The organism is Serratia sp. szju (genome assembly GCF_044594185.1).
In the GTDB taxonomy this organism is placed as follows: Bacteria; Pseudomonadota; Gammaproteobacteria; order Enterobacterales; family Enterobacteriaceae; genus Serratia; species Serratia bockelmannii.
The window spans coordinates 3,600,409-3,623,334 of the sequence record NZ_CP172576.1; the positions used below are offsets into that span (position 1 = coordinate 3,600,409).

The following is a 22,926-nucleotide window of genomic DNA, read 5'->3' on the forward strand; positions in this document are numbered from 1 at the left end:
CGAACGGCGCTCAATTCGACGCCCGTCCTGGCAGAAGGCGGCATAGCACCGCGCGTCTTCTCCGAGTATAGCCCTGCGGCAAGGGCGTGCAACACATGCCTGTTGTACGACAGGGATTGAAAGTTGTTATGTTATATTGTAACTTTTCATTTTCTCAATAACGGACAAGGAGCGCATTTTGGCGAGGCATTTTGGCAAAGTGGCGGTGGCGCTGGCAGCGCTGTTTATCAGCGGGCAGGCGTTTGCCCACGGGCATCATTCACATGGCAAGCCGCTGACGGAAGTGGAAAAAAAGGCCGAGGCGGGCGTGTTCGACGATAAGGACGTCAAAGATCGCGACCTGGCGGATTGGGAAGGTGTGTGGCAATCCGTGTACCCTTACCTGCTCAATGGGGATCTCGATCCGGTGTTCAAGAAGAAAGCGGCGCAGGATAAGAGCAAGACCTTCGCAGAAGTGAAGGCGTATTACCGTAAAGGGTACGCCACCGATGTGGATACCATCGGTATTGAAAACGGCGTCATGGAGTTTCACCGCGGCGACCAAGCCAGCGCTTGTCAGTATAAGTACGCCGGGCATAAGATCCTGACCTATGTCTCTGGTAAAAAGGGCGTGCGTTATCTGTTCGAATGCCAGGAAGCCGGCAGCCTGGCGCCGAAATTCGTGCAGTTCAGCGATCACATTATCGGCCCGCGCAAATCGGCACATTTCCATATCTTTATGGGCAACACCTCGCAGGAAGCGTTGCTGAAAGAAATGGATAATTGGCCGACTTACTACCCATTCCAACTGCAGACCAAAGAAGTCGTGGACGAGATGCTGCATCATTGATGCCCCCGCTCCCGCGACCCCAAGCCCGCTTAGGTGGGCTTGTCCTCAGTCAAACGGTCTGACTTGCAGATAATCGTCCGTCACTTCCATTTCAAACAGCGTTTTATCCGCCAGCAAGGTCGCACGCATTCGTTCCCGGGCTTGCCGGTAGCGTTCATCCAACTGAATATCACCGGCGCTTTCCCATGCGACTCGGCTTGGCCATTGCGCATAGCCGATAAACTGCCCGCTCACATCCTGATGCAGGCGCGAGCCCAGGCTGCCGCGCTGCAGATAGATACCTTGGGTCAATTCAAGCCAGGCCTGGCGAAAGGCGTGTTCGTGCCCGGTTTTGACTGAAAACTGGTAGATGGCGATGAACATAAGGCGTTCTCCACGATAGCGACAGTGTGAACTTTAGGCGTTGCTTCTGGCGTTAACGTTCATATCGTGCTGCAGCGTTCAATGTAAACGGGCGGGCTAAGGGCTCGGGTGTTTTATTCCAGCACTGAAAGCAAGGTTAACGGTAGCTGTAATTTTACGCGATTTTTCTGCTGCGGAGGGAGGGGGCTCTCTTTGTTTGTTATGTTGGAATTTTTTATTTTATTAGTTTTTTGTTCTGTTTATGTGTTGGCTGGTATTTTTATATTCTGTTAAATCAATGTTGCTTATTACGCCTTTTTTGATTGCTATCATTGATAGCATTGCTATCTATTCAGCGGCGGTTTGACGCCATAGGCCCCTCTAAACCGCATCTTATCGCTATTTTCAGGTGGCTATTGCAAATGCATGACCCATCGACGATAAATTAATTGTGAATATTGTCACGTTTGATGACGAAGTTGTTGGACGGATTTTTTCACTGAGTTAATTTCCTGTGAGCAGAAGATTATGCTTTGTGAAGCCTTGGGCTGGAGTCAGCGATGCGAGTGGTAATTTTAGGTAGTGGAGTGGTGGGCGTAGCCAGTGCCTGGTATTTGGCGAAGGCGGGGCATGAGGTGACGGTGATCGATCGTCAGCCAGGCCCCGCACTGGAAACCAGCGCTGCGAACGCTGGGCAGATCTCACCGGGCTATGCCGCACCCTGGGCAGCGCCGGGCGTGCCGCTTAAGGCCATCAAGTGGATGTTCCAGCGCCATGCGCCGCTGGCCATCCGTCTCGATGGCAGCAGCTTCCAGCTGAACTGGATGTGGCAGATGCTGAAAAACTGCAACACCGAACACTACATGACCAACAAAGGCCGTATGGTACGTCTGGCGGAATACAGCCGCGATTGTATCAAGGCGCTGCGTCAGGAAACCGGTATCCAGTACGAAGGTCGCCAGGGCGGCACGCTGCAGCTGTTCCGCACTCAACAACAGTTCGAAAACGCCGCGAAAGACATTGCGGTATTGGAAGATGCCGGCGTGCCTTACCGATTGCTGGAAGCCGGCCAACTCGGTAGCGTCGAGCCGGCGTTGGCGCAGGTGGCGCACAAGCTGACCGGCGGCCTGCAGTTGCCGAACGACGAGACCGGCGATTGCCAGCTGTTTACGCAACAGTTGGCGAAGATGGCAGAGCAGGCGGGCGTAACCTTCCTGTTCAACCGCAGCGTCGATCGTTTGCTGGTTGAAGGCGACAAGATCGCCGGCGTCCAGTGCGGCGAGGAAGTGTTTAAGGCCGACAGCTATGTGGTGGCGTTCGGCTCGTACTCCACGGCGCTGCTGCGCGGCCTGGTGTCCATTCCGGTTTACCCGCTGAAGGGCTATTCGTTGACCATTCCTATCACCGACGAAGCGGCGGCGCCGTTCTCTACGGTATTGGATGAGACGTATAAAATCGCCATCACGCGTTTTGACCAGCGCATTCGCGTCGGCGGCATGGCGGAGATCGTCGGTTTCAATACCCAGCTGGAGCAAAAACGGCGCGAAACGCTGGAGATGGTGGTGCGCGATCTCTACCCGAACGGCGGCAGAGTGGAAGAGGCGACGTTCTGGACCGGCCTGCGGCCGATGACGCCGGACGGCACGCCAATTGTCGGCCGCACTTCGCTGAAGAACCTGTATCTCAATACCGGGCATGGCACGTTGGGCTGGACGATGGCCTGCGGCTCCGGGCAGTTGTTGTCCGATCTGATGTCCGGCATTACGCCGGCGATCCCTTCCGATGACCTGGCGGTGGCGCGTTACAGCGCCGGGTTTCGCCAGCAACACGCGGTTCCGCTGAACGACGTGCATCCCGCACGTTAATCGTCGACGTTGTCATAGACTTTTCCGGCCACGCGCAGGCGCGCGTGGCCGCTGTACGCTGCCCCAAGGAGAACCGATGCCCCGTCCGATAACTGCCACGATGCATCTCGGCGCGATTGAAAATAACCTGCAGGTGGTGCGCCGTTTCGCTCCCGGCGCCAAAGTTTGGGCGGTGGTCAAGGCCAACGCCTATGGCCACGGCATCAAACACGTTTGGCGCAGCATGGCGCAAACCGACGGCTTCGCCATGCTGGATCTGGCCGAAGCGGTGCTGCTGCGCGAGTCGGGTTGGCAAGGGCCGATTCTTCTGCTGGAGGGATTCTTCCAGCCGCAGGATCTGGCGTTGCTCGACCGTTATCGCCTGACGACGGCGGTGCACAGCGACTGGCAGCTGTCGGCGATCGCCGACGCCACGCTGAACGCGCCGCTCAATGTCTATCTGAAAGTGAACAGCGGCATGAATCGGTTGGGGTTCGCACCCGATCGGCTGCATGAGGTGTGGCGCAGGGCGCAGGCGGTTGCCAATATCGGCGAGCTTACGCTGATGAGCCATTTCGCCACCGCCGACGGCCCGGAAGGCGTGGCCCAGCAGATGGCCACTATCGAGGCAGCGGCAGTCGATATACCGTTGCCTCGCTGCCTGGCCAACTCGGCCGCCACGCTGTGGCACCCTTCGACCCACGGCAGTTGGGTCCGCCCTGGGATTGTTCTCTATGGCGCTTCGCCGAGCGGTTGCTGGAATGATGTTGCGGGGACGGGGCTGCAGCCGGCGATGACGCTGAGCAGCGAGATCATCGGCATTCAGCAACTGAAGTCTGGCGATCGCGTGGGGTACGGCGGCCGTTACAGCGCCGCCGGCACGCAGCGTATCGGCGTGGTGGCCTGCGGTTACGCCGACGGCTATCCGCGTCATGCGCCGACCGGTACGCCGGTGTGGGTTGACGGCGTGCTGACGCGCACCCTGGGAACGGTGTCGATGGATATGCTGGCGGTGGATCTGACGCCCTGTCCACAAGTCGAATTGGGCGCCGACGTGGAGCTGTGGGGGAAACGCCTGCCGGTGGACGAGGTGGCCACGGCGGCAGGAACGTTGGGTTATGAGCTGCTGTCGGCGTTAGCGGCGCGGGTGCCGGTCGTCACCGAAGCCTGAGCCGCGGCTCAGGCGACTTTTTTTATCTGCCCTTTAATCTGCTTGCTGAGCCGCCGTGCGTGCAGCGCCAGCAGGCAGCCCGCCAGCATGACCAATGCCAGCGACAACTTCGGCTGCAACGGCAACGCCATCGCCACCAGCCCCAGTGCGGCACCGCCGGCCATCTGTACGAAACCGACCAGCGCGGACGCGACGCCTGCCTCATTGGAGTACGGCTCCAACGCGTAGCTGGTGGCCGGACCCATCACGAACGCCAACCCGGCGCAGGCGCTGGCGACCGGCAGCATATACGCCAGCCAGTGCGCTTGCGCCGCCGCGGGCAGCAGCATGACGCCCAGCAGCAACCCCAGACAGCCCAGCCCCATCAAAATGCCGCCGGTCGCCAGGCAAACCGGACGGCCTACCTTGTGGATGATGCGGTTGGCGAAGAAGCTGACCAGCATGATCCAAAAACCGTTGGCGCCGAACACCAGCGAAAATTGCAGCGGGGTCAGGCCGGCGGTGCCCATCAGCACGTTCGGTGCCAGGGAAACGTAGGTCAGCGCCATGCCCATCGCCCCGGAGTTCACTACCGCAAAGGAAAGGAAACGCCGTTCGCTGAGGATGCGCGCATATTGGCGTACCGGCAGCCCCTTGACCGGGACGGTGTCGGCAGGGCGGGTTTCCGGCAGGCGCAGCGCGATGAGCACCAACACCAGCAGCGCATAACCGACCAGGAACCAGAAAGGGGCTCGCCAGCCGAAGGCTTCGGCGAGCAGGCCGCCGAGCAGCGGCGCCAGCGCGGGGATGATGTTCAGCGTGCCATTGAGAAAGCCGAAGGCGCGGGCAGCGTCGTCACCATTCAGGCGGTCGCGCACGCCGCTGAAGGCGACGACGGCGGTGCAGCAAACCGCCACCCCTTGCAGCAGACGCGAAGCGATGAAAAGCGTCGGACTGGTAGCCAGCGCCGCCATCGCGGCGCCGATCATGTAGAGGATAATGCCGGCCAGCGCCACCGGCTTGCGGCCATAGTTATCCACCAGCGGGCCGGCGATGACCTGGCCGAGGCCGAGCACCAGAATAAACAGTGAAATGGTGGATTGGATCAGCGCTTCGCTGCTGCCCAGGCCGACGGCAATGGCGGGAATGGTCGGCAGGTAAAGATCGATGCCTAATGGGCCGAGCAGCACCAGGCTGAGAAGCATAAACAGAAACTTTTGCATAACAGGAAAGGCACGTCCGAGTGACAAAGAGGGCTAGAGTAGAGACTCCGGCGACAAATGAAAAGGGGCAAAGCGGGTCAGCGCTACGCCCCCTGGCGGTAATAGAGCGCCGAGACGGCATCGGCCACGTAACGGGCCTGGTGGCGAGCATCATCCAACGCACGGTGCGGCATGCCTTCGAACGGGCGTGTCTTTTTGGGGTTAAAGCCGTGAAGTTCTGCCAACGTGATCACCGTGCGCACGTCCTGAGTATCCCAGAATTTCCACGGGCAGGGCATTTCCAGCTGCTGGAAGGCGTGTTCGAGGATCGCACAGTCGAACTCTTTGCCGTTGCCCCAGACTTTCACCGTATCGGTGCTGTTCATATGGATAAAGCGGCTGAGGCTGCTCAACACGCGTTTCAGGCTCTCGGTGCCGCCGAAGGCCTGTTTGCGCGCTTCGTCGGACTGTTTCGCCCACCAGGCAACCGTATCCAGGCTGATGGTGCGGCCCGGTTGCTCTTTCTGGCAACTGACGGCGGCTTCGAATTCGGCGCCCAGTTCCCCGGTTCGGGGATCGAAAAACACCGCCGCAACCACCAGAATGACGGCGCTGGGTTTTGTGTCCAGGGTTTCAATGTCTAACATCAGATGGTGCATCGGCGTTTCCGGTGGTAGGCGTGGTGGCTTAATATTACTACAGAACGTGCGCCGATGCGGGCCGATGCGCACATGAAATCCTTTTAAAGCGCCGCGTTCAGGTTATGATGCTCGGGATACTCTTATCAGGTTGGTCGTTATCGGTGAGAACGCTTATCTTTATTCTGTGCATGGTCGGCTACTTGCTGTTGCTGGGCTACCTTAGCATGTTCGTCACGGACAAGATCTGTGAGAAGGCGGGCAACTTCACTAAAATATGCCGCGTCGTAGACATTTCCGAACCTCATATCCCCAAGTAGCAGTCTGTTTACCCCAGATAGTCGGTGGTAATCAACGGGGTCAGGATGGCCGCCAGCGCCATGAGCGCTCCCCATTGCCGCCAGCCCAGCCGCGCCAGCCAGTCATGTCGCTGCGGCGGCGTGGCCAACTGCCCGACGGCCACGCCGCCGGTCAGCAGCAGCGTCAGAATCAGCAGCACCAGGCCGCGGCTCACCAGCGTGAACTCGACATGCAGCACATTGGCGTAATAGAGGCGCATCAGAATAAAATAGCTCAGCAAGATCCAGGCGAAAACGACGTTCTTCCTGAGTACCTGCTGCAGCATCAACGCGATGAACAGGCTGTGAAAAAGCGACAGTAGCGGGGCCTCGATCGGATGCCGAACGCAGACGTTGTAGACCGCCATGTAAATGTTGAAAACCAGCAGGATATAGATCACGTAAATATACCAGCCGTAGATGACTTTGAGCTTTTTCGGGTTCGGCGGCAGGGAGAGTGCGTCCGGTTTCATTAATGCCTCCTGATGATGCCATGCAAACGCTGCGGTTGAAGATGACGCGGCGACATCGTAATTTTAAATCCACTGGGTATATATCACCCGTGCGCTAAATGACAATTAAACGCATGAACGGCTTTATTTCCGCGTTGACCTGGAACTCTTTGGCGCTTGCGGGGTCGATTAGCGTGCGAATGTCTGGCGGTTTTCCCACCACAATGGAAGACGTAATACATTGATATGAGAGATTATAAAAACACTTCTGGCACAAAAATCCTGCTGCTGTTCAGCCTGACATTTTACACACTGTTGCCACCGTTGTTGACGACGGCCGTGTTCAACCGTTTCAATCTTAATCCGTTCGCGATCGTCAAATTTTTTCACTTTAACCCGTTTTTGGCCGATCGGGGCATACCCAGCTATCAGACTTTCTTCTATTTGCTGATGCTATGGTTGGGGTTCAATGTTTTGCTCTGGCTGCTGGTGTGGGGGGGAGGGCGACTGTATCAGCGCTGGCGAGCGCCGCGCGGCTGATAGTTTTCCAAAGGGAAAAAGTTGCGTGGGGAAATGACTTTACATTCAATAATGAGACGTATTATCATTTGTTTCGCCGGTGAGGGGAAAAGGGTTGTCTCCTTCTGTGCCCCCCGATCCGGCACGACATTGCTCACATTGCTTCCAGTTTTCATGCCAGCCTTGCGCTGGCGTTTTTTTATCCCTCGCCCAAAACCACGACGTCGGTGGTCAGCCTCATTTCATTAACACGATTGCTTAAAAGCCACCGCGCGGCATGGGGGCGTTAGAACAGCGAAAACAGCAACACGACCGGCAGGCTCAACGGCCAGGTTAACCCGATGGTCACTGCGCTGATACAGCGAATTTTGACGGTGTCCCGGCTAACCAGGTAGGTGAAAACCATAGAAACTAAAAGACCAATAAAATAACAGTATTGCGTTGCAACCCACAGCGGCGACATGAAACCCGATCCCAATTGTATTTTTACGCGCGAATTCTAGGAGCTTGGCGGGGGATAATCAATGACCAAAGGCCGTTTATTCAAACCTTTATTCATAAGGACGCATAATTCATTTCTATAAAGAACGTGGGGTTATTAACGGCTTTACGTTTATTACCAAAAGAAATCAACAGCATAGTTACCGGTAACATTCTGCGTCAGGCAAGCCATTGTTTTGGAGGAACTCCGCTGAGCAGTAAAAGGGCCGGTGAGGGGGGGAAACGCGATGAGGCTATAATTCATAAAAATTAATGATGTATTTGCGGCAAAAAGGCTGAGGTGAAGTGCCGTTGTCCGTTCGCGAGCCCTTTAAGCGTCGGTTTTAGCGCATCGTAACGATGCGCCGCTGACGAGTTGGGAAGAGGGATTGTTGTCGTTGTAGGTTTAATGAATGTTAAGACCGTAGACGAACAGCCACGAAAACAGCAGCGCCAGCAGGCATGCCATAAAAACGATGGAGATCATTTCCTTCACAACTTCATTCCTTTTCCCGTGAGTCAAATTTACTTCTCTTTGTTTTTGCGCGAAATTTTAGATCGTCATGGGTAAAAATCCTAGTTTTAATCCCGTTTTTTTCTCTGGCATTGCGGCGTAAGCCGCGTCGATAGGCCGTGGCGACGCCGGAAAAGCAGGGGGCGTTAACTCGTCGTAGCTATTGCTGAACGCTGTGGGGCTGACTATATAAAATAGGGACTGTGTGACGTCGAAGGCAGCCAGGCGTGTCTCTTAAGGGGGGCCGTTCATCTGTCTACGGCGCTTTCCTATGAGATGAGGAGTCGGCAATGAGCACAAAACCCACTATCGTGCTGGTACATGGATTCTGGGGCGGCGCCGCGCACTGGAGTAAGGTTATCATCGAGTTGTCACGCAGGGGCTATTCGGCGATTCATGCGGTAGAAATGCCGTTGACCTCGTTGGCTGAGGATGCGGAACGTACGCGTAAGATGGTCGCGCAGCAAGCGGGACCGGTAGTGTTGGTAGGGCACTCTTACGGTGGTGCCGTGATCACGGAAATGGGCAACCAGCCTAACGTGGTTGGGCTGGTCTACATCGCCGCGTTTGCGCCGGATGCCGGTGAAAGTGCCGGCGGTATTACGCAAGCGCATCCTCCTGCGGCAGTCGAGAATTTGACCCCGGACAGCGACGGTTATCTGTGGATCAAAACCGACAAGTTTCACGAAAGCTTTTGCCAGGATCTGACCGCCGACGAGGCGCTGGTGATGGCGGTGGCGCAGAAGGCTCCGCTGGCTGATACCTTTGGTAACACCCTCGGTGAACCTGCCTGGAAACATAAACCGTCATGGTATCAACTCTCCAGCGACGATCGCATGATAGCCCCGGAGAATCAGCGACGTATGGCGCAGCGGCTGCAGCCTAAGAAAGTGATGGTACTCAATGCCAGCCACGCCTCGCTGGTCTCTCACGCCGAGGAGGTGGCGAGTTTGATTGACGAAGCGGCCGGTTCGCAATAAAGCAAGAGCCGAAAGGTTCTTCGGAATAAAAGGTGACAGACTATTCCTCCGCTGCCTATTACGCCGGGCTAAAGAGCCGGCGTAATAGGGGCCCATTAAGGATAAACGCTGATATCGCTATCGACATTAATGATTAACAGCATCATCAGCACGACGGCGGTGGCAATAATGGCGTAGATGTCTGCCTTACGCATATCGCCTTAACGCCCGTTAACCCCGATCATTTCTATTGCCGCACGATGCAGCCTCTGAAAATAATCATCGGGCTGTTTTTCTATCTCCTGGATAAGGCTGGCGAGCAGGTTCTGTTTGGTTATCGGCTTGTTGGCGGTCAGCACCAGAAGCACGTTTTTGCCGAGCAGGCAGCATATTTGCTTATGGTATTCATCAACGTCGTGTTTGTTGAGGCCATAGAGGGTGTAGTCGATCATGATGTTTAACCTGCTGACAGGTAGATGCCCGCCGCAGCGGGCTGAGAAGCCATAGAAAAATAAAATGAGGCAAATTTCGCTTAGGAGAGGTCTTAAGCGATGGGATAACGATAACTGAATGGGAATATTCCTATCAAGCCGTGTGGACGTGGAGGCGAATGTTTAGGAATAACCTCAGAAGAACAAATAATAGAGAGGGTCGTTCTGGGGAACGCGACTTATTATTGACATTGTTATTGTGTAAAAAACAAACACGGATGATGTAAATATAATGCGGAAAAGAAACAGCCGGAAAACGGCGTTTTCCGGCTGTGGTGACATTCACGCGATGTTATTCACACGGTCTGCTTGCGAAACAGTTCGCGGAATACCGGATAGATATCGTCCGGTTCGCGGATATGCTGCATGGCGAAGTTGTCGAACTTCGCCTGCAGATCCTCATATTCACGCCACAGCGTTTGGTGAGCGCGGCGAGTGATCTCTATGTAGCTATAATAACGCACCATCGGCAGGATCTTCTTCGCCAACAGTTCATGGCACAGCGGTGAATCGTCGGCCCAGTTGTCGCCGTCCGAGGCTTGCGCGGCGTAGATATTCCATTGCGCCGGGTCATAACGTTCTTCGACGACGTCGTTCATCAACTTCAGCGCACTGGAGACGATGGTGCCGCCGGTTTCCTGTGAATAGAAGAACTCCTGTTCATCAACCTCTTTTGCCTGGGTGTGATGGCGAATATAGACCACCTCAACGTTTTTGTAGGTTCGGCTCAGGAACAGATAAAGCAGAATGTAAAAACGCTTGGCCATGTCTTTGGTCGCCTGATCCATCGAACCGGACACGTCCATCAGGCAGAACATCACCGCCTGGCTCGAGGGCTCCGGCCGGCGCTCATAGTTTTTGTAGCGCAGGTCGAAGGTATCGATAAACGGCACGCTTTCGATTTTCTTGCGCAGTTCGGCAATTTCTTTGCGCAGCCGCTCCTCTTCCAGCAATTGCACGGGTTCGGTGTTTTCCAACTGGGTCAGCGCGTCTTCCAACTCGTGCAACGCGCGTCTTTTACCGGCGGTCATGGCGGTACGCCGCGCCAGCGAGTTCTGCAGCGAACGCACGACGCTGATGTTGGCCGGCACGCCGTTGGCGGTATAGCCGGCGCGATGGGTTTTGAACTCGGTCAATTGCTTGTACTGATTCTTCTTCAAGTTGGGCAGGGCGAGATCCTCGAACAAAAGATCGAGATACTCATCTTTGGATATCTGGAAGACGAATTCATCCTGGCCCTCACCGTCCTGACTGGCGTTCCCTTGGCCGCCGCCACCGCCTGCGCCGCCCTGAGGCCGCTCAACGCGATCGTTCTGCACGAAGTGGTCATTGCCCGGGTGAACGCGATGGCGAGTGCCGCCGCGCCCCTGATGAAACATCGGTTCGTTGATATCGTCAGTGGGGATGGAGACCGACTCCCCGCTGTCTACGTCGGTGACCGAACGCTTGTTGATGGCTTCGGCAATCGACTGTTTGATTTGCGACTTGTAACGGCGCAAGAAGCGCTGGCGGTTCACCATGCTCTTGTTTTTGCCGTTCAGCCGTCGGTCAATGAAATAGGCCATACTTCCCCCAAACGACGTTGCCAACTCTTCATGTCCCGGTCGCGGCAGCGCAATGTGCCAGCCCCTCCGTGGGCTGCGCTGCAACGTCCATGACTGTGGACATGGCCCTGATAATGCCGCTTACCTGAGGCGTTATGAGGATTTTCTGACCCGCAGATACCATTCACACAGCAGGCGCACCTGCTTGCGGGTATAGCCTTTCTCCATCATGCGGTCGACGAAGTCGTCGTGTTTTTTCTGCTCGTCCGTCGACGTTTTGGCGTTGAACGAAATCACCGGCAACAGCTCTTCGGTATTGGAGAACATTTTTTTCTCGATCACGGTGCGCAGCTTCTCGTAGCTGGTCCAGTTCGGATTGCGGCCGTTGTTGTTGGCACGAGCGCGCAGCACGAAGTTCACGATTTCGTTACGGAAATCTTTCGGGTTGCTGATACCGGCCGGTTTTTCAATTTTTTCCAGTTCGGCGTTCAAAGACTCACGATCGAACAGCTGGCCGGTATCGGGATCGCGATACTCCTGATCCTGGATCCAGAAGTCCGCGTAGGTCACATAACGGTCAAAAATGTTCTGTCCGTATTCCGAGTAGGATTCCAGATAGGCGGTCTGGATCTCTTTGCCGATAAACTCGGCGTATTTCGGGATCAGATAGCCTTTCAGGTGTTCCAGGTATTTCTCGGCCAAATCCTGCGGGAACTGTTCGCGTTCGATCTGCTGCTCCAGCACATAGAACAGGTGTACCGGGTTGGCCGCCACCTCGGCGTGATCGAAGTTGAATACCCGCGAGAGGATTTTAAAGGCGAAACGGGTGGAGAGGCCGTTCATGCCTTCGTCAACCCCAGCGTAGTCGCGGTACTCCTGATAGGACTTGGCTTTCGGATCGGTATCCTTGAGACTTTCGCCGTCATACACGCGCATTTTCGAGTAAATGCTCGAGTTTTCCGGCTCTTTCAACCGCGACAGCACGCTGAACCGCGCCAATGTTTCGAGGGTGCCCGGTGCGCAAGGCGCGTGAGTCAGCTCGCTGTGATCCAGCAGCTTGTCGTAAATTTTGATCTCTTCAGACACGCGCAGGCAGTAAGGTACTTTGACGATGTACACGCGGTCGAGGAACGCTTCGTTGTTCTTGTTGTTGCGGAAGGTCACCCACTCGGATTCGTTGGAGTGCGCCAGAATAATGCCGCTGAACGGCAGGGCGGAGATGCCTTCAGTGCCGTTGTAGTTGCCTTCCTGGGTCGCGGTCAGCAGCGGATGCAGCACCTTGATCGGCGCTTTGAACATCTCGACGAACTCCATAATCCCCTGGTTGGCGCGGCACAGGGCGCCGGAGTAACCGTAGGCGTCCGGATCGTTCTGCGCGTGGTTCTCCAGTTTACGGATATCCACTTTACCGACCAGCGCCGAGATGTCCTGGTTGTTTTCATCGCCCGGTTCGGTTTTGGCGATGGCGATCTGTTCCAGAATGGAAGGGCGCACCTTCACGACTTTAAATTTGGTGATGTCGCCGCCGAACTCATGCAGGCGTTTCGCCGCCCACGGCGACATGATAGTGCCGAGGTAGCGACTCGGGATGTTGAACTCTTTCTCCAGGATCGAGGCATCTTCCTGCGGGTTGAACAGGCACAGCGGATGATCGTTGACCGGGCTGCGCTCGCCATTGGCGCTGAGGGTGTAGATGGGCACGCGCTGCATCAACGCCTTAAGACGTTCTGCCAGCGAGGACTTACCGCCGCCCACCGGGCCCAGCAGGTAAAGGATCTGTTTCTTCTCTTCCAGGCCCTGCGCGGCGTGTTTCAGGTAAGAGACGATCTGTTCGATGGCCTCTTCCATGCCATAGAATTCCTCGAAGGCCGGATAGCGTGCGATCACGCGATTGGAGAACAGGCGCGACAGGCGTGATTCTAGCGCAGTGTCGACCATCACAGGTTCACCGATAGCCATCAGCAGACGTTCGGCCGCGTTGGCATAGGCACTGCGATCTTGCCGGCAAATGGTAAGAAATTCCTGCAGTGTGAACTCTTCGTCCTTGGCAGCTTCGTAGCGCTGGCGATAGTGGTCAAATATGTTCATGATGCCCGTCCTTTCGTTATTAGCACAGGTTAAAGAGAGCGTGTGATAGTGTTCTGGCCCCCGGAAGATGAGAATACGCCTGAGTACAGCAACCCGTATGCCAACTTGGTGCGCTTATTATCGCGAGTTGCGCTGTATGCCACTGGGCCCAGGATAAATTCGCCTTCTGATTTAAGCTTAGTTTGCTTGCCGGAAAATTTCCTGCCGCAGAAAAAGCTTTTTTTAAGTCATATCAATGACTCAGTTATTACCGTGTTAGCCAAATGCCTTGTCTGGCGCGGCCTGCGGGATAAAACGTCATCGTTCCGCCATGATTAATTCATAATTCCGCTATAAGTTATTCGATCTTGGTCGTTTTCTATTGTAAAGATTAGGCGCGCAACTAAATTTTCACATAAACTATTGCGGCTATTAACCCTGTAATTTATGGAAAAAGAACCAGTGAAGATTTCAAAACTCAAAACGCTAGCAATTATCGCTTCCGCAATGGTTTGTGCGCAAAGTGCTCAGGCGGGGACCTGGTCACTTGGCGCTGCCGCGCTGGTTAGCCCGGACGCGTATCGCGGTTATCAGGACCGCGTTTATCCGGTGCCCGTCATCGACTATGAAGGTGATGACTTCTACTTCCGTACTCTGACCGCCGGTTACTACCTGTGGAAAGATCAAGAAAACCAGCTGAGCATCATGGGTTACTACACGCCATGGGGCTACCGTCCGGGCGACAGCGACGACGATCGCATGAAGCGCCTCGACAAGCGTCGCGGCACGCTGATGGCCGGCCTGGCCTATTCGCACAACGCGGAGTGGGGCACTATCCGTACTACTTTCACCGGCGACACGCTGAACAACAGCAACGGGCTGGTGGGCGATGTGGCTTACCTGTACAAGTTTGATCTGGACGCATTGACGCTGGTCCCGGGCGTGGGCGTAATGTGGAACAGCAAGAACCAGAACAAATATTACTACGGCGTCAGCGCCAATGAATCCCGCCGCAGCGGCCTGGATAGCTACACCCCAGGCGATAGCTGGGCACCGTATCTCGAGCTGAGCGCCAATTACCAGATCAACAAGAGCTGGAACGCTTTCTTCGTCGGCCGCTATGTGAAGCTGTCGGATGAAGTAAAAGACAGTCCGATGGTGGATAAATCCTACACCGGTTTGTTGATGACGGGTGTGAGCTACACCTTCTAATCACGCATTGCACGATTATCGTGCATGGCGTGCATTAAAAAGGGGCGCAAGCGCCCCTTTTGCACATCTGCAGTGCGCTGCCGCGCACGATCCCTCAGGCTTTTTTACGGCTGCGGAAGGTGACTCCCAAACGGGCGGGTTGCTCGCCGGCGGCGATCAGCGGTTTGCTGACGCGCCCGGTCTCGATACAAACCATGGTCTTGTAACCGTCGTTCGGCATATCCCCCATGCTGCAGGAGAGTTCTGCGCCGGGGTTCCAGGCGATGACGTCGCTCATATGATGGTGGTGAACCTCGATGGTGCGTGCGAGCGCCGGATCGCGGATCTGGCTGAAGGCCTCCGGGCGAGTATAGACACGGTCGGTTTGGCCGACGAAGGTCACTTCACCTGCCTGACGTGCCTCTGCACCGCCCGCCACCTTGTCGATATAAGGCTCGCCCAGACCCGCCACGCTGACCCGTTCGATGTCGCCGACCTGGAAGTAGCTATGTAGCGCCGCCGTGGCCTGATAATCGCCGTGCGATTCCAGTTCGATCTCGCACTCTGCACCCAGTTTGAAGCGGGCAATCAGCGTGAAGGCGTGCGGCCACAGTTTTCGGGTCTGCTCATTGTCTTTCAGCGTGAAGGTCAGAATGACGCCGTTGTCATCTTCATCGTGCGCCGTCAGGCTCCAGGGCTGGTTACGGGCAAAGCCGTGGGAGGGTTGCGCCACTGGACCGAACCACGGCCAGCAGATCGGTACCCCACCGCGGATGGCCTTGCCTTTGGCAAACGGGGTATTGTTGCTGAGCCAAATTACCGGCTGCTCACCGCTGGGCTGCCAGGCCAGCAAATGGGCGCCCTGCAGCGCGACGGCCGCGCGCACTTTCGGGTGCGAGACCACCACCACGCCCAGCTCATCGAGCTGACGTTGGCTGATGTAAGGTGAAATCTGTTCGGAAACGGGCAGGGTGAAAATTTTCTCGTTCATTTCATGACCTATTGTTTGCCGGAGAGACAAATAAAAAAGGGCGACAAAAATGTCGCCCTCATTATCAGCTTAACATCATGCCATTACTTGGAGATGTGAGCGATCAGATCCAAAACCTTGTTGGAATAACCGGTTTCGTTGTCGTACCAGGAAACCAGCTTCACGAAGTTGTCGTTCAGTGCGATACCGGCTTTGGCATCGAACACGGAAGTCAGCACTTCGCCGTTGAAATCGGTGGAAACCACGTCGTCTTCAACGTAGCCCAGAACGCCTTTCATAGAACCTTCAGCGGCGTCTTTGATGGCTTTCTTGATTTCTTCGTAGGTAGCCGCTTTTTCCAGACGTACGGTCAGGTCAACAACGGATACGTTAGGCGTCGGTACGCGGAACGCCATACCGGTCAGTTTGCCTTTCAGCTCTGGCAGAACCACGCCAACCGCTTTCGCTGCGCCGGTAGAAGAAGGGATGATGTTCTGGGATGCGCCGCGGCCGCCGCGCCAGTCTTTGTGGGACGGGCCGTCAACGGTTTTCTGAGTAGCGGTGGTCGCGTGAACGGTGGTCATCAGACCTTCAACGATACCGAAGTTGTCGTTGATGACTTTAGCCAGTGGCGCCAGGCAGTTGGTGGTGCAAGAGGCGTTGGACACGATGTCCTGGCCGGCATATTTGTCAAAGTTGGCGCCGCGCACGAACATTGGGGTCGCATCTTTGGATGGGCCAGTCAGAACCACTTTTTTAGCGCCGGCGGTGATGTGTTTACGCGCGGTTTCGTCGGTCAGGAAGATACCGGTCGCTTCAGCAACCACGTCAACGCCTACTTCGTTCCACTTCAGGTTAGCCGGGTCTTTCTCTGCGGTAACACGGATGGTTTTGCCGTTAACAACCAGGTGGCCGTCTTTAACTTCTACCGTACCGTTGAAACGGCCGTGAGTAGAGTCATACTTCAGCATGTAAGCCATGTACTCTGCGTCCAACAGGTCGTTGATTGCAACGATCTCGATGTCAGAACGCTCTTGAGCAGCACGGAAAACAATGCGACCGATACGGCCAAAACCGTTGATACCTACTTTGATAGTCATATATTCCACCAGCTATTTGTTAGTGAATAAAAGGTTGGTTGTAAAATTACAAAAACCTTACCCAGCGTCAAGCGGAATCGTGTCAATTCTTGCGGCAAGTCAAACCAGAAGGGTGGTTTTGCACGCTTATTGCACAGTCCATTTGCGCTTGGCCTCATCCGTTAGATGGGGACAAGCCGCCAAGTATAAAGTCAGCATACGCAAGATGTGTGATCGCTATCACATATCATCGTGACGTAGCCTTTATGGGCTACAGTTTAGGCCAAAAACCCCTGCAGCGGTGTTAATTTTTTGTTATTATTAATCATTGTTTTCGTTGACATTATCCACATTCAGAGATAAGCACAAATGGCTAAAGAGACAACCCCCGGTCATCCGGTCACGGAACTGAATGAAATCCAACGTTATGTGACGCAACAGCGTGGTACCGAAGCGCCGTTCAGCGGCAAATTGCTGCACAACAAGCGCGAGGGCGTGTACCATTGCCTGTGCTGCAACCAGCCGCTGTTCTATTCCGAAACCAAATACGATTCCGGCTGCGGTTGGCCGAGTTTTTATGAGCCGGTTTCCGCCGATGCAATCCGCTATCTTGATGATAATTCGCATAATATGCATCGTGTTGAAATCCGCTGCGGCCACTGCGACGCGCACCTGGGGCACGTTTTCCCCGATGGCCCGCAGCCGACAGGCGACCGCTACTGCGTCAACTCCGCCTCGCTGAGTTTCACCGATGGCGAAAATGGCGACCAAACGGCCGGTTAAGTGGTAATTTAACTAACAAAATCGATTCAGCTAATTATTCATCCGTAAGCGAGAAGGGCTCTGATGGACGTGAAAGATCTGATTGCGGCGATGACGCCCGAGATATACCAGCGCCTGGTACTGGCGGTTGAGCTGGGTAAATGGCCGGACGGCGTGGCGCTGACGCCGGAGCAGAAAGAAAATAGCCTGCAGGCGGTGATGCTGTGGCAGTCGATGCACAACGTCGATCCGCAGCACATGAGCATCGGCACCGACGGGCAGATTGTGATGAAGAGCAAGCAAGAGCTGAAACAGCAGTTCGTTGCCGAGCCGCTGGCTAAACTCAAACCGCAATAACGCGACCCTAAAGCGGGGCGATGTCGCCATCGCCCCGTCGACTCACCGTTTTTCGCCCTTAATCCCCAACGATTCCGCCAGCTGCTGTGCCAGCCGGTTGTTGTCGTCCGCGCCGTATTCCCAGAACATCGCACCGCCTAATCCCTGGCTTTTGATGTATTCGGCCTTGATGGCCACCGAACGCGGGTTCTCGTAGGAGATGGCAAACAGCGGCTTGCCTTCGGCGGATTGCAGCGTCAAGTATGGCACTTTGGCGTCGTCATCCCAGTGTTCGCGAAAACGATGCTGCGGATCGTTGAGCAATTTGCTGACGATATCGTGGTATTTAAAGTAAGTGTCTTTGCTGAGATCCAGCCCCAGCGCGTTGAACAGGGCGGTTTCGCGCGCGCTGAAGTCAGGCTGCGTCACCGGATGCTTGGCGGCGTCCGGTTTGTCCCAGTCGATGCCCGCCTCGGTCGCCCGTTTCGGCACCCGGCCGTAGAAACCGATGCCCAGGTTCATCTGTGCCGGTTTCAGTCCGGCAGCCAGATAATGCTTTACCACGAAATCGGCGCTGTAGCGGTCGGCGGCCGCCACGGTTGGCCAACGCGTTGAATCGTACAGGTTGGCATTGAAGTACTGTGTGCCGTAAGCCATGTCGTAAGTCATCAGATTGATGTAGTCGAGGTAAGGGGCAATGCTTTTCACATCGACCCATTCCTGTGGGCTTTTGACGTTGGCCCCGACGGCGATGGTTAACAGCTTGCCTTGCCCCAGCGCTTGGTGAAGCTCTTTCAGCAGCAGGGTGAAGTTATCGCGATCCGCCGGTTGGCTTTCCACCAGCCCCCAGGCGCCGTTCACCGGGTATTCCCAGTCCAGATCGATCCCATCCAGCCGGTACTGTGCGATCACCTGCAGCGCGGAGCGAATGAATATCGCCCGGTTTTCCGCGGTAGCGGCGGCGGCGGAGAAACCGCGTGCGCCCCAGCCACCGACCGACAGCAGCACTTTCAGCTCGGGGTTCTGTTTGCGCAGCACCGGCAGCCGTTGCAGATCGGCCGTGACTTTCGGCGACAGGTAGATCTGGTGGCGGCGAGCGGGGTCTTTCAGCGCCGCATTGGTTTCGTCTTTCTCGCCGTTGTAGATCAGGCCGAACGAATAGTTGAGGTGGGTGATTTGCGTGACGTCCAGCTTATCGATATCGCCACCGGGGCCGGCGGTGACGTCGCCGCCGCCGTTGAAGTAGCCGACGGAGAGATAGGCCGCCTGGGCCGTGCTTGCGCCAGCCATAGCCAATTGCACCGCCGCCAGCAAAGGCAGCAGTTTTCGGGTTATTTTCATGTCAGTCTCCTTGTGGTCGGCAAGGCCGACCGTACCGCCAGGGGCGGGCACAATAAAGCCGGGCTCAGTGGGCCCCGGATGCGTATAACCGATTGACGCCAAAAGCGTCGCAGTCATAACAGCAAAAGCGCCTGCCGGTCACAAGCCGTTGGGGAAGAAGAAAGGCGGTATTGTGAGCAGCGTCGATAATTTCGCCGCCGCGCAGAGAGGGCGCCGGTGGCGCCCGAGCGGATTTAGTTGGCGAGAAACTGTGACAGGGTAACTAGCTGCGCGCCGGCGCGCGCCATGTCCTGCAGCGCTCGCTCACTGTCGTCCGGCTGCAGATTCACGCCGCGGCAGCCGTCGACGATCACTTGCGTCGGATAGCCGGCAGCCAGCGCATCCAGCACGCTGAACTTCACGCAGTAGTCGGTCGCCAGGCCCATGACAGCCAACCGCCGGACGCCCTGCGATTGCAGCCAGCCGTGGAGTTCGGTTTGCGCACGGTGGCCGTTATCGAAGAACGCGCTGTAGCTGTCGATGTTCGTATCTTGCCCTTTGCGAAAGACGGCATTGATGTGTTGCCGCTGTAACTGGGGATGAAAATCGGCGCCGTGGCTCCCTTGCACGCAGTGCACCGGCCACCATACCTGCGGCAGGCCTTCCAGCTCACCGAGGGTGCCGACCTGCGCATCGGAGTTCACCGCAAAGCTGCGGTGATTGGCGGGGTGCCAGTCCTGGCTGGCCACCACCGGCTCGCCCCGCGCCAGGCAGGCGGCGATCGCCTGATTGGCGACCGGGATGACGGCGTCGCCCGCCGTGACCGCCAGCGCGCCGCCGGGGCAGAAGTCGTTTTGCAGATCGATCAACAACAGGGCCGTTTTCATCGCCGCTCCAGAGTTCAGTCGATTAACCGTTGATGCTCAGCTCGCCGCGCAGATCTTGCTGCATCAGGGCGCGGATTTGTTCCGGCGTCAGCGGCTGGCTCAACAGATAGTGCAGCTTGGTCAGGGCGGCTTCCACCGTCATGTCGAAACCGCTGATAACCCCGGCGTGCGCCAGCGCGTTGCCGGTGGCGTAGCCTTCCATATTGACGCGCCCGGAGATGCACTGCGTCAGGTTTACCACCACGATGCCGCGTTCGGAGGCCGCACGCAACTCGTCGATCAGCTCGGCCTTCTGCGGCGCGTTGCCGACGCCGTAGGAACGCAGGATCAGCGCCTTGACCGGCTGCAGCAGGAAGTTACGCACCACCGCGCCGGAAATGCCCGGATAGATAGTGACCACGCCGATCGGCTGCGGCGTGATGTCGTGCACTCGTAACCCGCCGTTGCAAGTCGGGCTGTCGATGCCGTGCTGGCGACGAATGTGGATACCGGCTTCCAGCAGCGGCGGCAGGTTGGGTGAAGCGAAAGCGTCGAAGCCGTCGGCGTGCGCCTTGGTGGTGCGGTTGCCGCGGAACAGCTTGTTGTTGAAGAACAGGCTGACTTCGTTCACCGGATGGTTGGCTGCCAGGTACAATGCATTCAGCAGATTGGTTTGGCCATCGGAGCGCAGCTCCGCCAGCGGAATCTGCGAGCCGGTGACGATCACCGGCTTAGCCAGGTTCTCCAGCATGAAGGAAAGCGCCGAGGCGGTGAACGCCATGGTGTCGGTGCCGTGCAGGATCACGAAGCCGTCGTAGCGATCGTAGTTCTGCTTGATGTCGTCGGCGATGTGCTGCCAGTCTTCCGGCGTCATGTCCGAAGAGTCAATCAATGGCGCGTATTCATGAATGGTGAAATCCGGCATTTCCGGCCGATGGAATTCCGGCATCAGCGCCAGTTGGCGCTGCAGGTGGCCGGAAACCGGGATATAGCCGTGATCGGAGCGCTGCATGCCGATGGTGCCGCCGGTGTAGGCGACGTAAATGGATTTCTTTTGCATGGTCATGATTTTAACAAAGATAAGATGGGCTGAATTATAGGGGCATGGCGGCAGAAAAAAAGCCCGGCGATGGCCGGGCTGTAGAATTATTTGTTAGCGGACTTCTCCGCAGGTCAGACAGATCGCGTAACGGTTCTGCGGATCGTTCAAGTTATTGAACAAACCCGGCTGCTCTTTCACCGCATTGGCGACCGAGGCCAGCGGGGCAGGCAGCATGGCCTGAATCGCCGCCGGCAGCATGGCGTGAATGGAAACGCCGAACTGGCTGAGCACCATATCGCTCAGGCTCGGGGTATCGACGAACCAGTCAAGCTGCCACTGCTGCAGCTTCGCCAGCTCAGCGGCTTTCTTCACCGCGTCGTCGAAATCGCCCAACTGATCGACCAAGCCATTGGCCTTGGCGTCGCTGCCGAGCCAGACGTGGCCTTGGGCGATTTGATCGACCTGCTGCGGGGTCATCTTGCGCGATTTGGCAACCAGATCGAGGAAGTTCTTATACCCGTTTTCGATGTTCAGCTGCATCATCTGCGAGAACTCCTGCGGCAACGCCTTGGTGACCGCGATGTCGGCCAGCGGCGAGGTCGCCACGCCGTCGGTGTGCACGCCCAGCGTATCCAGGGTTTTCTCGTAGGTATTGATGATGCCGAAAATGCCGATGGATCCAGTCAGCGTACTCGGGCTGGCGATGATGTAGTCGGCCGGCGTCGAGACCCAGTAACCGCCCGATGCGGCCATGCCGCCCATCGACACCACCACCGGTTTGCCGGCGGCGCGCACGGCGGCCAGCTCGGAGCGGATCACTTCGGACGCGCTGACGCTGCCGCCAGGGCTGTTGACACGGAACACCACGGCTTTGATGGCCGGATCCAGACGCGCCTGACGCAGCTCGGCGGCGGTGGTGTCGCCCCCGACGTTACCCGGCGTCTGCGGGCCGTCCATGATGGCGCCGTTGGCGAAGACGACGGCGATCTTGCCGCCCTGGTTCGCGTCCGGTTTCGGCTGATAGTCGTAGATGCTGATGGCGTTGAAATCGTTTACCTGTTTGTCCCAGCCGAAGGTCTTGACCAGCTGATTTTCGATCGCGGTGCGCGACGCCAACTCGTCCACCAGCTTGTTGTCCAGCGCATAGCGAGCGGTGTCGCCACCGGCCGCCTGCAGGCCGCTCAGCACGCCGGCGGCGCCGGGGAACAGCTGCTGCGGCGTCAGCTGGCGGTTGGCCGCGACGGTCTCCAGATAGTTCTGCCACAGGCCGCCAATCCAGCGGCTGTCTGCTTCGCGCGCCGCCGGAGACATATCGTCGCGGATCAGCGGTTCGACCGCCGATTTATAGGTGCCGACGCGGAAGATATTGGTGGTGACCTTGAGCATGTCCAGCAACGACTTGTAATACAGGTTGTTGGTGGCGAAACCGTGCAGATCGACCGCGCCCTGCGGCGACAGGTAGACCTTGTTGGCGTAGCTGGCCAGATAGTATTGCGTCTGGTTGTAGCTGTCGCCGATGGCGAAGATCGGTTTGCCGCTGTCGCGGAACTCGCGCAGCGCTTTGCCGATATAGCGCAGCGACGGCTGATCGGCGCCGACGAAATCATTCAGCTGCAACACCATGCCGGTAATGTTTTTGTCGTCTTTGGCCTTGCGGATGCTGTCGACTACGTCGAACAGCGAGTTTTCCTGCAGGCGGCTGCTGGAGGCGCCCAACAGTTCGCGGCCCCATTGCCGCACTCGGTTGTTTACCGAAGGCTGATCGACCACCACGCCGCTTAAATCGACCAGCAGCGCGCCGCGCGCCGGGGCCGTCGAGGTGGAGGAACTTTGGAAGGACAGATAGATGCCGACCCCAACCAGGATCAGCAAGACCAGGAACAGGTTAAGGATCAGTTCCCTGATAAAATTCAGCAGACGCCATGTCCACCGGAAAATGCCGGCAATAATTTGCCACAATGTGCGCATGTGCTCTCCAACAAGAGTCGAGA

23 protein-coding genes are annotated in these 22,926 nt (G+C 56.7%); 9 read left to right on the top strand and 14 right to left on the bottom strand.

What is annotated here, in order from left to right:
• Positions 1-178 precede the first annotated feature (178 nt).
• The gene (gene zinT / locus RE418_RS17050; protein WP_025303105.1) at positions 179-829 is read left to right on the top strand and encodes a metal-binding protein ZinT; all 651 of its coding nucleotides are present in this window, start codon (positions 179-181) and stop codon (positions 827-829) included.
• A 45-nt stretch (positions 830-874) separates the two neighbouring features.
• Here zinT and RE418_RS17055 read toward each other — a convergent pair whose 3' ends face one another.
• A complete protein-coding gene (locus RE418_RS17055) occupies positions 875-1,192 on the bottom strand; it encodes an antibiotic biosynthesis monooxygenase (protein ID WP_025303104.1) in 318 nt (105 codons plus the stop codon).
• A gap of 539 nt (positions 1,193-1,731) precedes the next feature.
• On the opposite strand from RE418_RS17055, the gene RE418_RS17060 reads away from it, so the two are divergent.
• Both RE418_RS17060 and dadX read left to right on the top strand, forming a co-directional pair.
• Positions 1,732-3,036 (top strand): D-amino acid dehydrogenase, encoded by a 1,305-nt coding sequence (locus RE418_RS17060; RefSeq protein WP_043143005.1) that lies wholly within the window; start codon positions 1,732-1,734, stop codon positions 3,034-3,036.
• Between the two features lie 76 nt (positions 3,037-3,112).
• Positions 3,113-4,186 (top strand): catabolic alanine racemase DadX, encoded by a 1,074-nt coding sequence (gene dadX / locus RE418_RS17065; RefSeq protein WP_043143003.1) that lies wholly within the window; start codon positions 3,113-3,115, stop codon positions 4,184-4,186.
• Positions 4,187-4,194: 8 nt separating this feature from the next.
• Here the strand turns inward: dadX and RE418_RS17070 are convergent, their stop codons facing one another.
• The 3 genes from RE418_RS17070 to RE418_RS17080 all read right to left on the bottom strand — a co-directional run bounded on the left by RE418_RS17070 (position 4,195) and on the right by RE418_RS17080 (position 6,816).
• Positions 4,195-5,388 (bottom strand): multidrug effflux MFS transporter, encoded by a 1,194-nt coding sequence (locus RE418_RS17070; RefSeq protein ID WP_025303101.1) that lies wholly within the window; start codon positions 5,386-5,388, stop codon positions 4,195-4,197.
• Between the two features lie 83 nt (positions 5,389-5,471).
• Complete coding sequence (locus RE418_RS17075; protein WP_038629407.1) at positions 5,472-6,026, bottom strand: 3'-5' exonuclease; 555 nt, start codon at positions 6,024-6,026, stop codon at positions 5,472-5,474.
• A 307-nt stretch (positions 6,027-6,333) separates the two neighbouring features.
• Entirely contained in the window at positions 6,334-6,816 is a 483-nt protein-coding gene (locus tag RE418_RS17080) for a hypothetical protein (RefSeq protein ID WP_025303100.1), read from the bottom strand.
• 225 nt (positions 6,817-7,041) lie between these two features.
• Here RE418_RS17080 and RE418_RS17085 point away from each other — a divergent pair, with 225 nt between their 5' ends.
• Positions 7,042-7,335, top strand: coding sequence for a hypothetical protein (locus RE418_RS17085; protein ID WP_043142999.1), 294 nt, complete (start codon positions 7,042-7,044; stop codon positions 7,333-7,335).
• 265 nt (positions 7,336-7,600) lie between these two features.
• Here RE418_RS17085 and RE418_RS17090 read toward each other — a convergent pair whose 3' ends face one another.
• Complete coding sequence (locus RE418_RS17090; protein ID WP_025303098.1) at positions 7,601-7,777, bottom strand: GhoT/OrtT family toxin; 177 nt, start codon at positions 7,775-7,777, stop codon at positions 7,601-7,603.
• Between the two features lie 821 nt (positions 7,778-8,598).
• Here RE418_RS17090 and RE418_RS17095 point away from each other — a divergent pair.
• Positions 8,599-9,288, top strand: coding sequence for an alpha/beta hydrolase (locus tag RE418_RS17095; RefSeq protein WP_043142997.1), 690 nt, complete (start codon positions 8,599-8,601; stop codon positions 9,286-9,288).
• Between the two features lie 200 nt (positions 9,289-9,488).
• On the opposite strand, the gene RE418_RS17100 is transcribed toward RE418_RS17095, so the two are convergent.
• The 3 genes from RE418_RS17100 to yeaG all read right to left on the bottom strand — a co-directional run bounded on the left by RE418_RS17100 (position 9,489) and on the right by yeaG (position 13,390).
• Positions 9,489-9,719, bottom strand: a complete 231-nt coding sequence (locus tag RE418_RS17100) for a hypothetical protein (protein WP_004932237.1) — start codon at positions 9,717-9,719, stop codon at positions 9,489-9,491.
• Between the two features lie 335 nt (positions 9,720-10,054).
• A complete protein-coding gene (locus RE418_RS17105; protein WP_004932234.1) occupies positions 10,055-11,323 on the bottom strand; it encodes a YeaH/YhbH family protein in 1,269 nt (422 codons plus the stop codon).
• Positions 11,324-11,455: 132 nt separating this feature from the next.
• Positions 11,456-13,390: a protein kinase YeaG gene (gene yeaG / locus RE418_RS17110; protein WP_025303096.1), complete on the bottom strand. Its 1,935-nt coding sequence runs from the start codon at positions 13,388-13,390 to the stop codon at positions 11,456-11,458.
• A gap of 42 nt (positions 13,391-13,432) precedes the next feature.
• Here yeaG and RE418_RS17115 point away from each other — a divergent pair, with 42 nt between their 5' ends.
• Together RE418_RS17115 and RE418_RS17120 are read left to right on the top strand one after the other, a co-directional pair.
• Positions 13,433-13,708 carry a hypothetical protein gene (locus RE418_RS17115; protein WP_160310831.1) on the top strand — a complete coding sequence of 92 codons (276 nt, stop codon included), beginning with the start codon at positions 13,433-13,435 and terminating at the stop codon, positions 13,706-13,708.
• A gap of 108 nt (positions 13,709-13,816) precedes the next feature.
• Complete coding sequence (locus RE418_RS17120) at positions 13,817-14,581, top strand: MipA/OmpV family protein (RefSeq protein WP_025303095.1); 765 nt, start codon at positions 13,817-13,819, stop codon at positions 14,579-14,581.
• A gap of 94 nt (positions 14,582-14,675) precedes the next feature.
• Here the strand turns inward: RE418_RS17120 and RE418_RS17125 are convergent, their stop codons facing one another.
• A complete protein-coding gene (locus RE418_RS17125; protein WP_025303094.1) occupies positions 14,676-15,551 on the bottom strand; it encodes a D-hexose-6-phosphate mutarotase in 876 nt (291 codons plus the stop codon).
• A gap of 83 nt (positions 15,552-15,634) precedes the next feature.
• Entirely contained in the window at positions 15,635-16,630 is a 996-nt protein-coding gene (gene gapA / locus RE418_RS17130) for a glyceraldehyde-3-phosphate dehydrogenase (RefSeq protein WP_004932222.1), read from the bottom strand.
• 348 nt (positions 16,631-16,978) lie between these two features.
• Here gapA and msrB point away from each other — a divergent pair, with 348 nt between their 5' ends.
• Positions 16,979-17,392 carry a peptide-methionine (R)-S-oxide reductase MsrB gene (msrB, locus tag RE418_RS17135; RefSeq protein ID WP_004932219.1) on the top strand — a complete coding sequence of 138 codons (414 nt, stop codon included), beginning with the start codon at positions 16,979-16,981 and terminating at the stop codon, positions 17,390-17,392.
• Between the two features lie 63 nt (positions 17,393-17,455).
• Positions 17,456-17,728, top strand: a complete 273-nt coding sequence (locus tag RE418_RS17140) for a YeaC family protein (RefSeq protein ID WP_025303093.1) — start codon at positions 17,456-17,458, stop codon at positions 17,726-17,728.
• A gap of 42 nt (positions 17,729-17,770) precedes the next feature.
• On the opposite strand, the gene RE418_RS17145 is transcribed toward RE418_RS17140, so the two are convergent.
• The 4 genes from RE418_RS17145 to sppA all read right to left on the bottom strand — a co-directional run bounded on the left by RE418_RS17145 (position 17,771) and on the right by sppA (position 22,903).
• Positions 17,771-19,048 carry a glycoside hydrolase family 18 protein gene (locus RE418_RS17145; RefSeq protein ID WP_025303092.1) on the bottom strand — a complete coding sequence of 426 codons (1,278 nt, stop codon included), beginning with the start codon at positions 19,046-19,048 and terminating at the stop codon, positions 17,771-17,773.
• Between the two features lie 233 nt (positions 19,049-19,281).
• On the bottom strand, positions 19,282-19,914 hold the full coding sequence (gene pncA / locus RE418_RS17150; protein ID WP_049203352.1) for a bifunctional nicotinamidase/pyrazinamidase: 633 nt from the start codon (positions 19,912-19,914) through the stop codon (positions 19,282-19,284).
• A gap of 22 nt (positions 19,915-19,936) precedes the next feature.
• On the bottom strand, positions 19,937-20,953 hold the full coding sequence (gene ansA, locus RE418_RS17155; protein WP_025303090.1) for an asparaginase: 1,017 nt from the start codon (positions 20,951-20,953) through the stop codon (positions 19,937-19,939).
• A gap of 93 nt (positions 20,954-21,046) precedes the next feature.
• The gene (gene sppA, locus RE418_RS17160; RefSeq protein WP_025303089.1) at positions 21,047-22,903 is read right to left on the bottom strand and encodes a signal peptide peptidase SppA; all 1,857 of its coding nucleotides are present in this window, start codon (positions 22,901-22,903) and stop codon (positions 21,047-21,049) included.
• Between the last annotated feature and the right edge of the window lie 23 nt (positions 22,904-22,926).

Bases quoted from the DNA above. Each gene is read 5' to 3' on its own strand.
- RE418_RS17125 (WP_025303094.1), bottom strand. From the start codon at position 15,551: ATGAACGAGAAAATTTTCACCCTGCCCGTTTCCGAACAGATTTCACCT.
- RE418_RS17055 (WP_025303104.1), bottom strand. From the start codon at position 1,192: ATGTTCATCGCCATCTACCAGTTTTCAGTCAAAACCGGGCACGAACAC.
- RE418_RS17100 (WP_004932237.1), bottom strand. From the start codon at position 9,719: ATGATCGACTACACCCTCTATGGCCTCAACAAACACGACGTTGATGAA.
- pncA (WP_049203352.1), bottom strand. From the start codon at position 19,914: ATGAAAACGGCCCTGTTGTTGATCGATCTGCAAAACGACTTCTGCCCC.
- gapA (WP_004932222.1), bottom strand. From the start codon at position 16,630: ATGACTATCAAAGTAGGTATCAACGGTTTTGGCCGTATCGGTCGCATT.
- RE418_RS17145 (WP_025303092.1), bottom strand. From the start codon at position 19,048: ATGAAAATAACCCGAAAACTGCTGCCTTTGCTGGCGGCGGTGCAATTG.
- RE418_RS17105 (WP_004932234.1), bottom strand. From the start codon at position 11,323: ATGGCCTATTTCATTGACCGACGGCTGAACGGCAAAAACAAGAGCATG.
- RE418_RS17095 (WP_043142997.1), top strand. From the start codon at position 8,599: ATGAGCACAAAACCCACTATCGTGCTGGTACATGGATTCTGGGGCGGC.
- RE418_RS17090 (WP_025303098.1), bottom strand. From the start codon at position 7,777: ATGTCGCCGCTGTGGGTTGCAACGCAATACTGTTATTTTATTGGTCTT.
- msrB (WP_004932219.1), top strand. From the start codon at position 16,979: ATGGCTAAAGAGACAACCCCCGGTCATCCGGTCACGGAACTGAATGAA.
- RE418_RS17085 (WP_043142999.1), top strand. From the start codon at position 7,042: ATGAGAGATTATAAAAACACTTCTGGCACAAAAATCCTGCTGCTGTTC.
- sppA (WP_025303089.1), bottom strand. From the start codon at position 22,903: ATGCGCACATTGTGGCAAATTATTGCCGGCATTTTCCGGTGGACATGG.
- RE418_RS17075 (WP_038629407.1), bottom strand. From the start codon at position 6,026: ATGCACCATCTGATGTTAGACATTGAAACCCTGGACACAAAACCCAGC.
- RE418_RS17140 (WP_025303093.1), top strand. From the start codon at position 17,456: ATGGACGTGAAAGATCTGATTGCGGCGATGACGCCCGAGATATACCAG.
- yeaG (WP_025303096.1), bottom strand. From the start codon at position 13,390: ATGAACATATTTGACCACTATCGCCAGCGCTACGAAGCTGCCAAGGAC.
- RE418_RS17060 (WP_043143005.1), top strand. From the start codon at position 1,732: ATGCGAGTGGTAATTTTAGGTAGTGGAGTGGTGGGCGTAGCCAGTGCC.
- RE418_RS17120 (WP_025303095.1), top strand. From the start codon at position 13,817: ATGGAAAAAGAACCAGTGAAGATTTCAAAACTCAAAACGCTAGCAATT.
- ansA (WP_025303090.1), bottom strand. From the start codon at position 20,953: ATGCAAAAGAAATCCATTTACGTCGCCTACACCGGCGGCACCATCGGC.
- RE418_RS17070 (WP_025303101.1), bottom strand. From the start codon at position 5,388: ATGCAAAAGTTTCTGTTTATGCTTCTCAGCCTGGTGCTGCTCGGCCCA.
- RE418_RS17080 (WP_025303100.1), bottom strand. From the start codon at position 6,816: ATGAAACCGGACGCACTCTCCCTGCCGCCGAACCCGAAAAAGCTCAAA.
- dadX (WP_043143003.1), top strand. From the start codon at position 3,113: ATGCCCCGTCCGATAACTGCCACGATGCATCTCGGCGCGATTGAAAAT.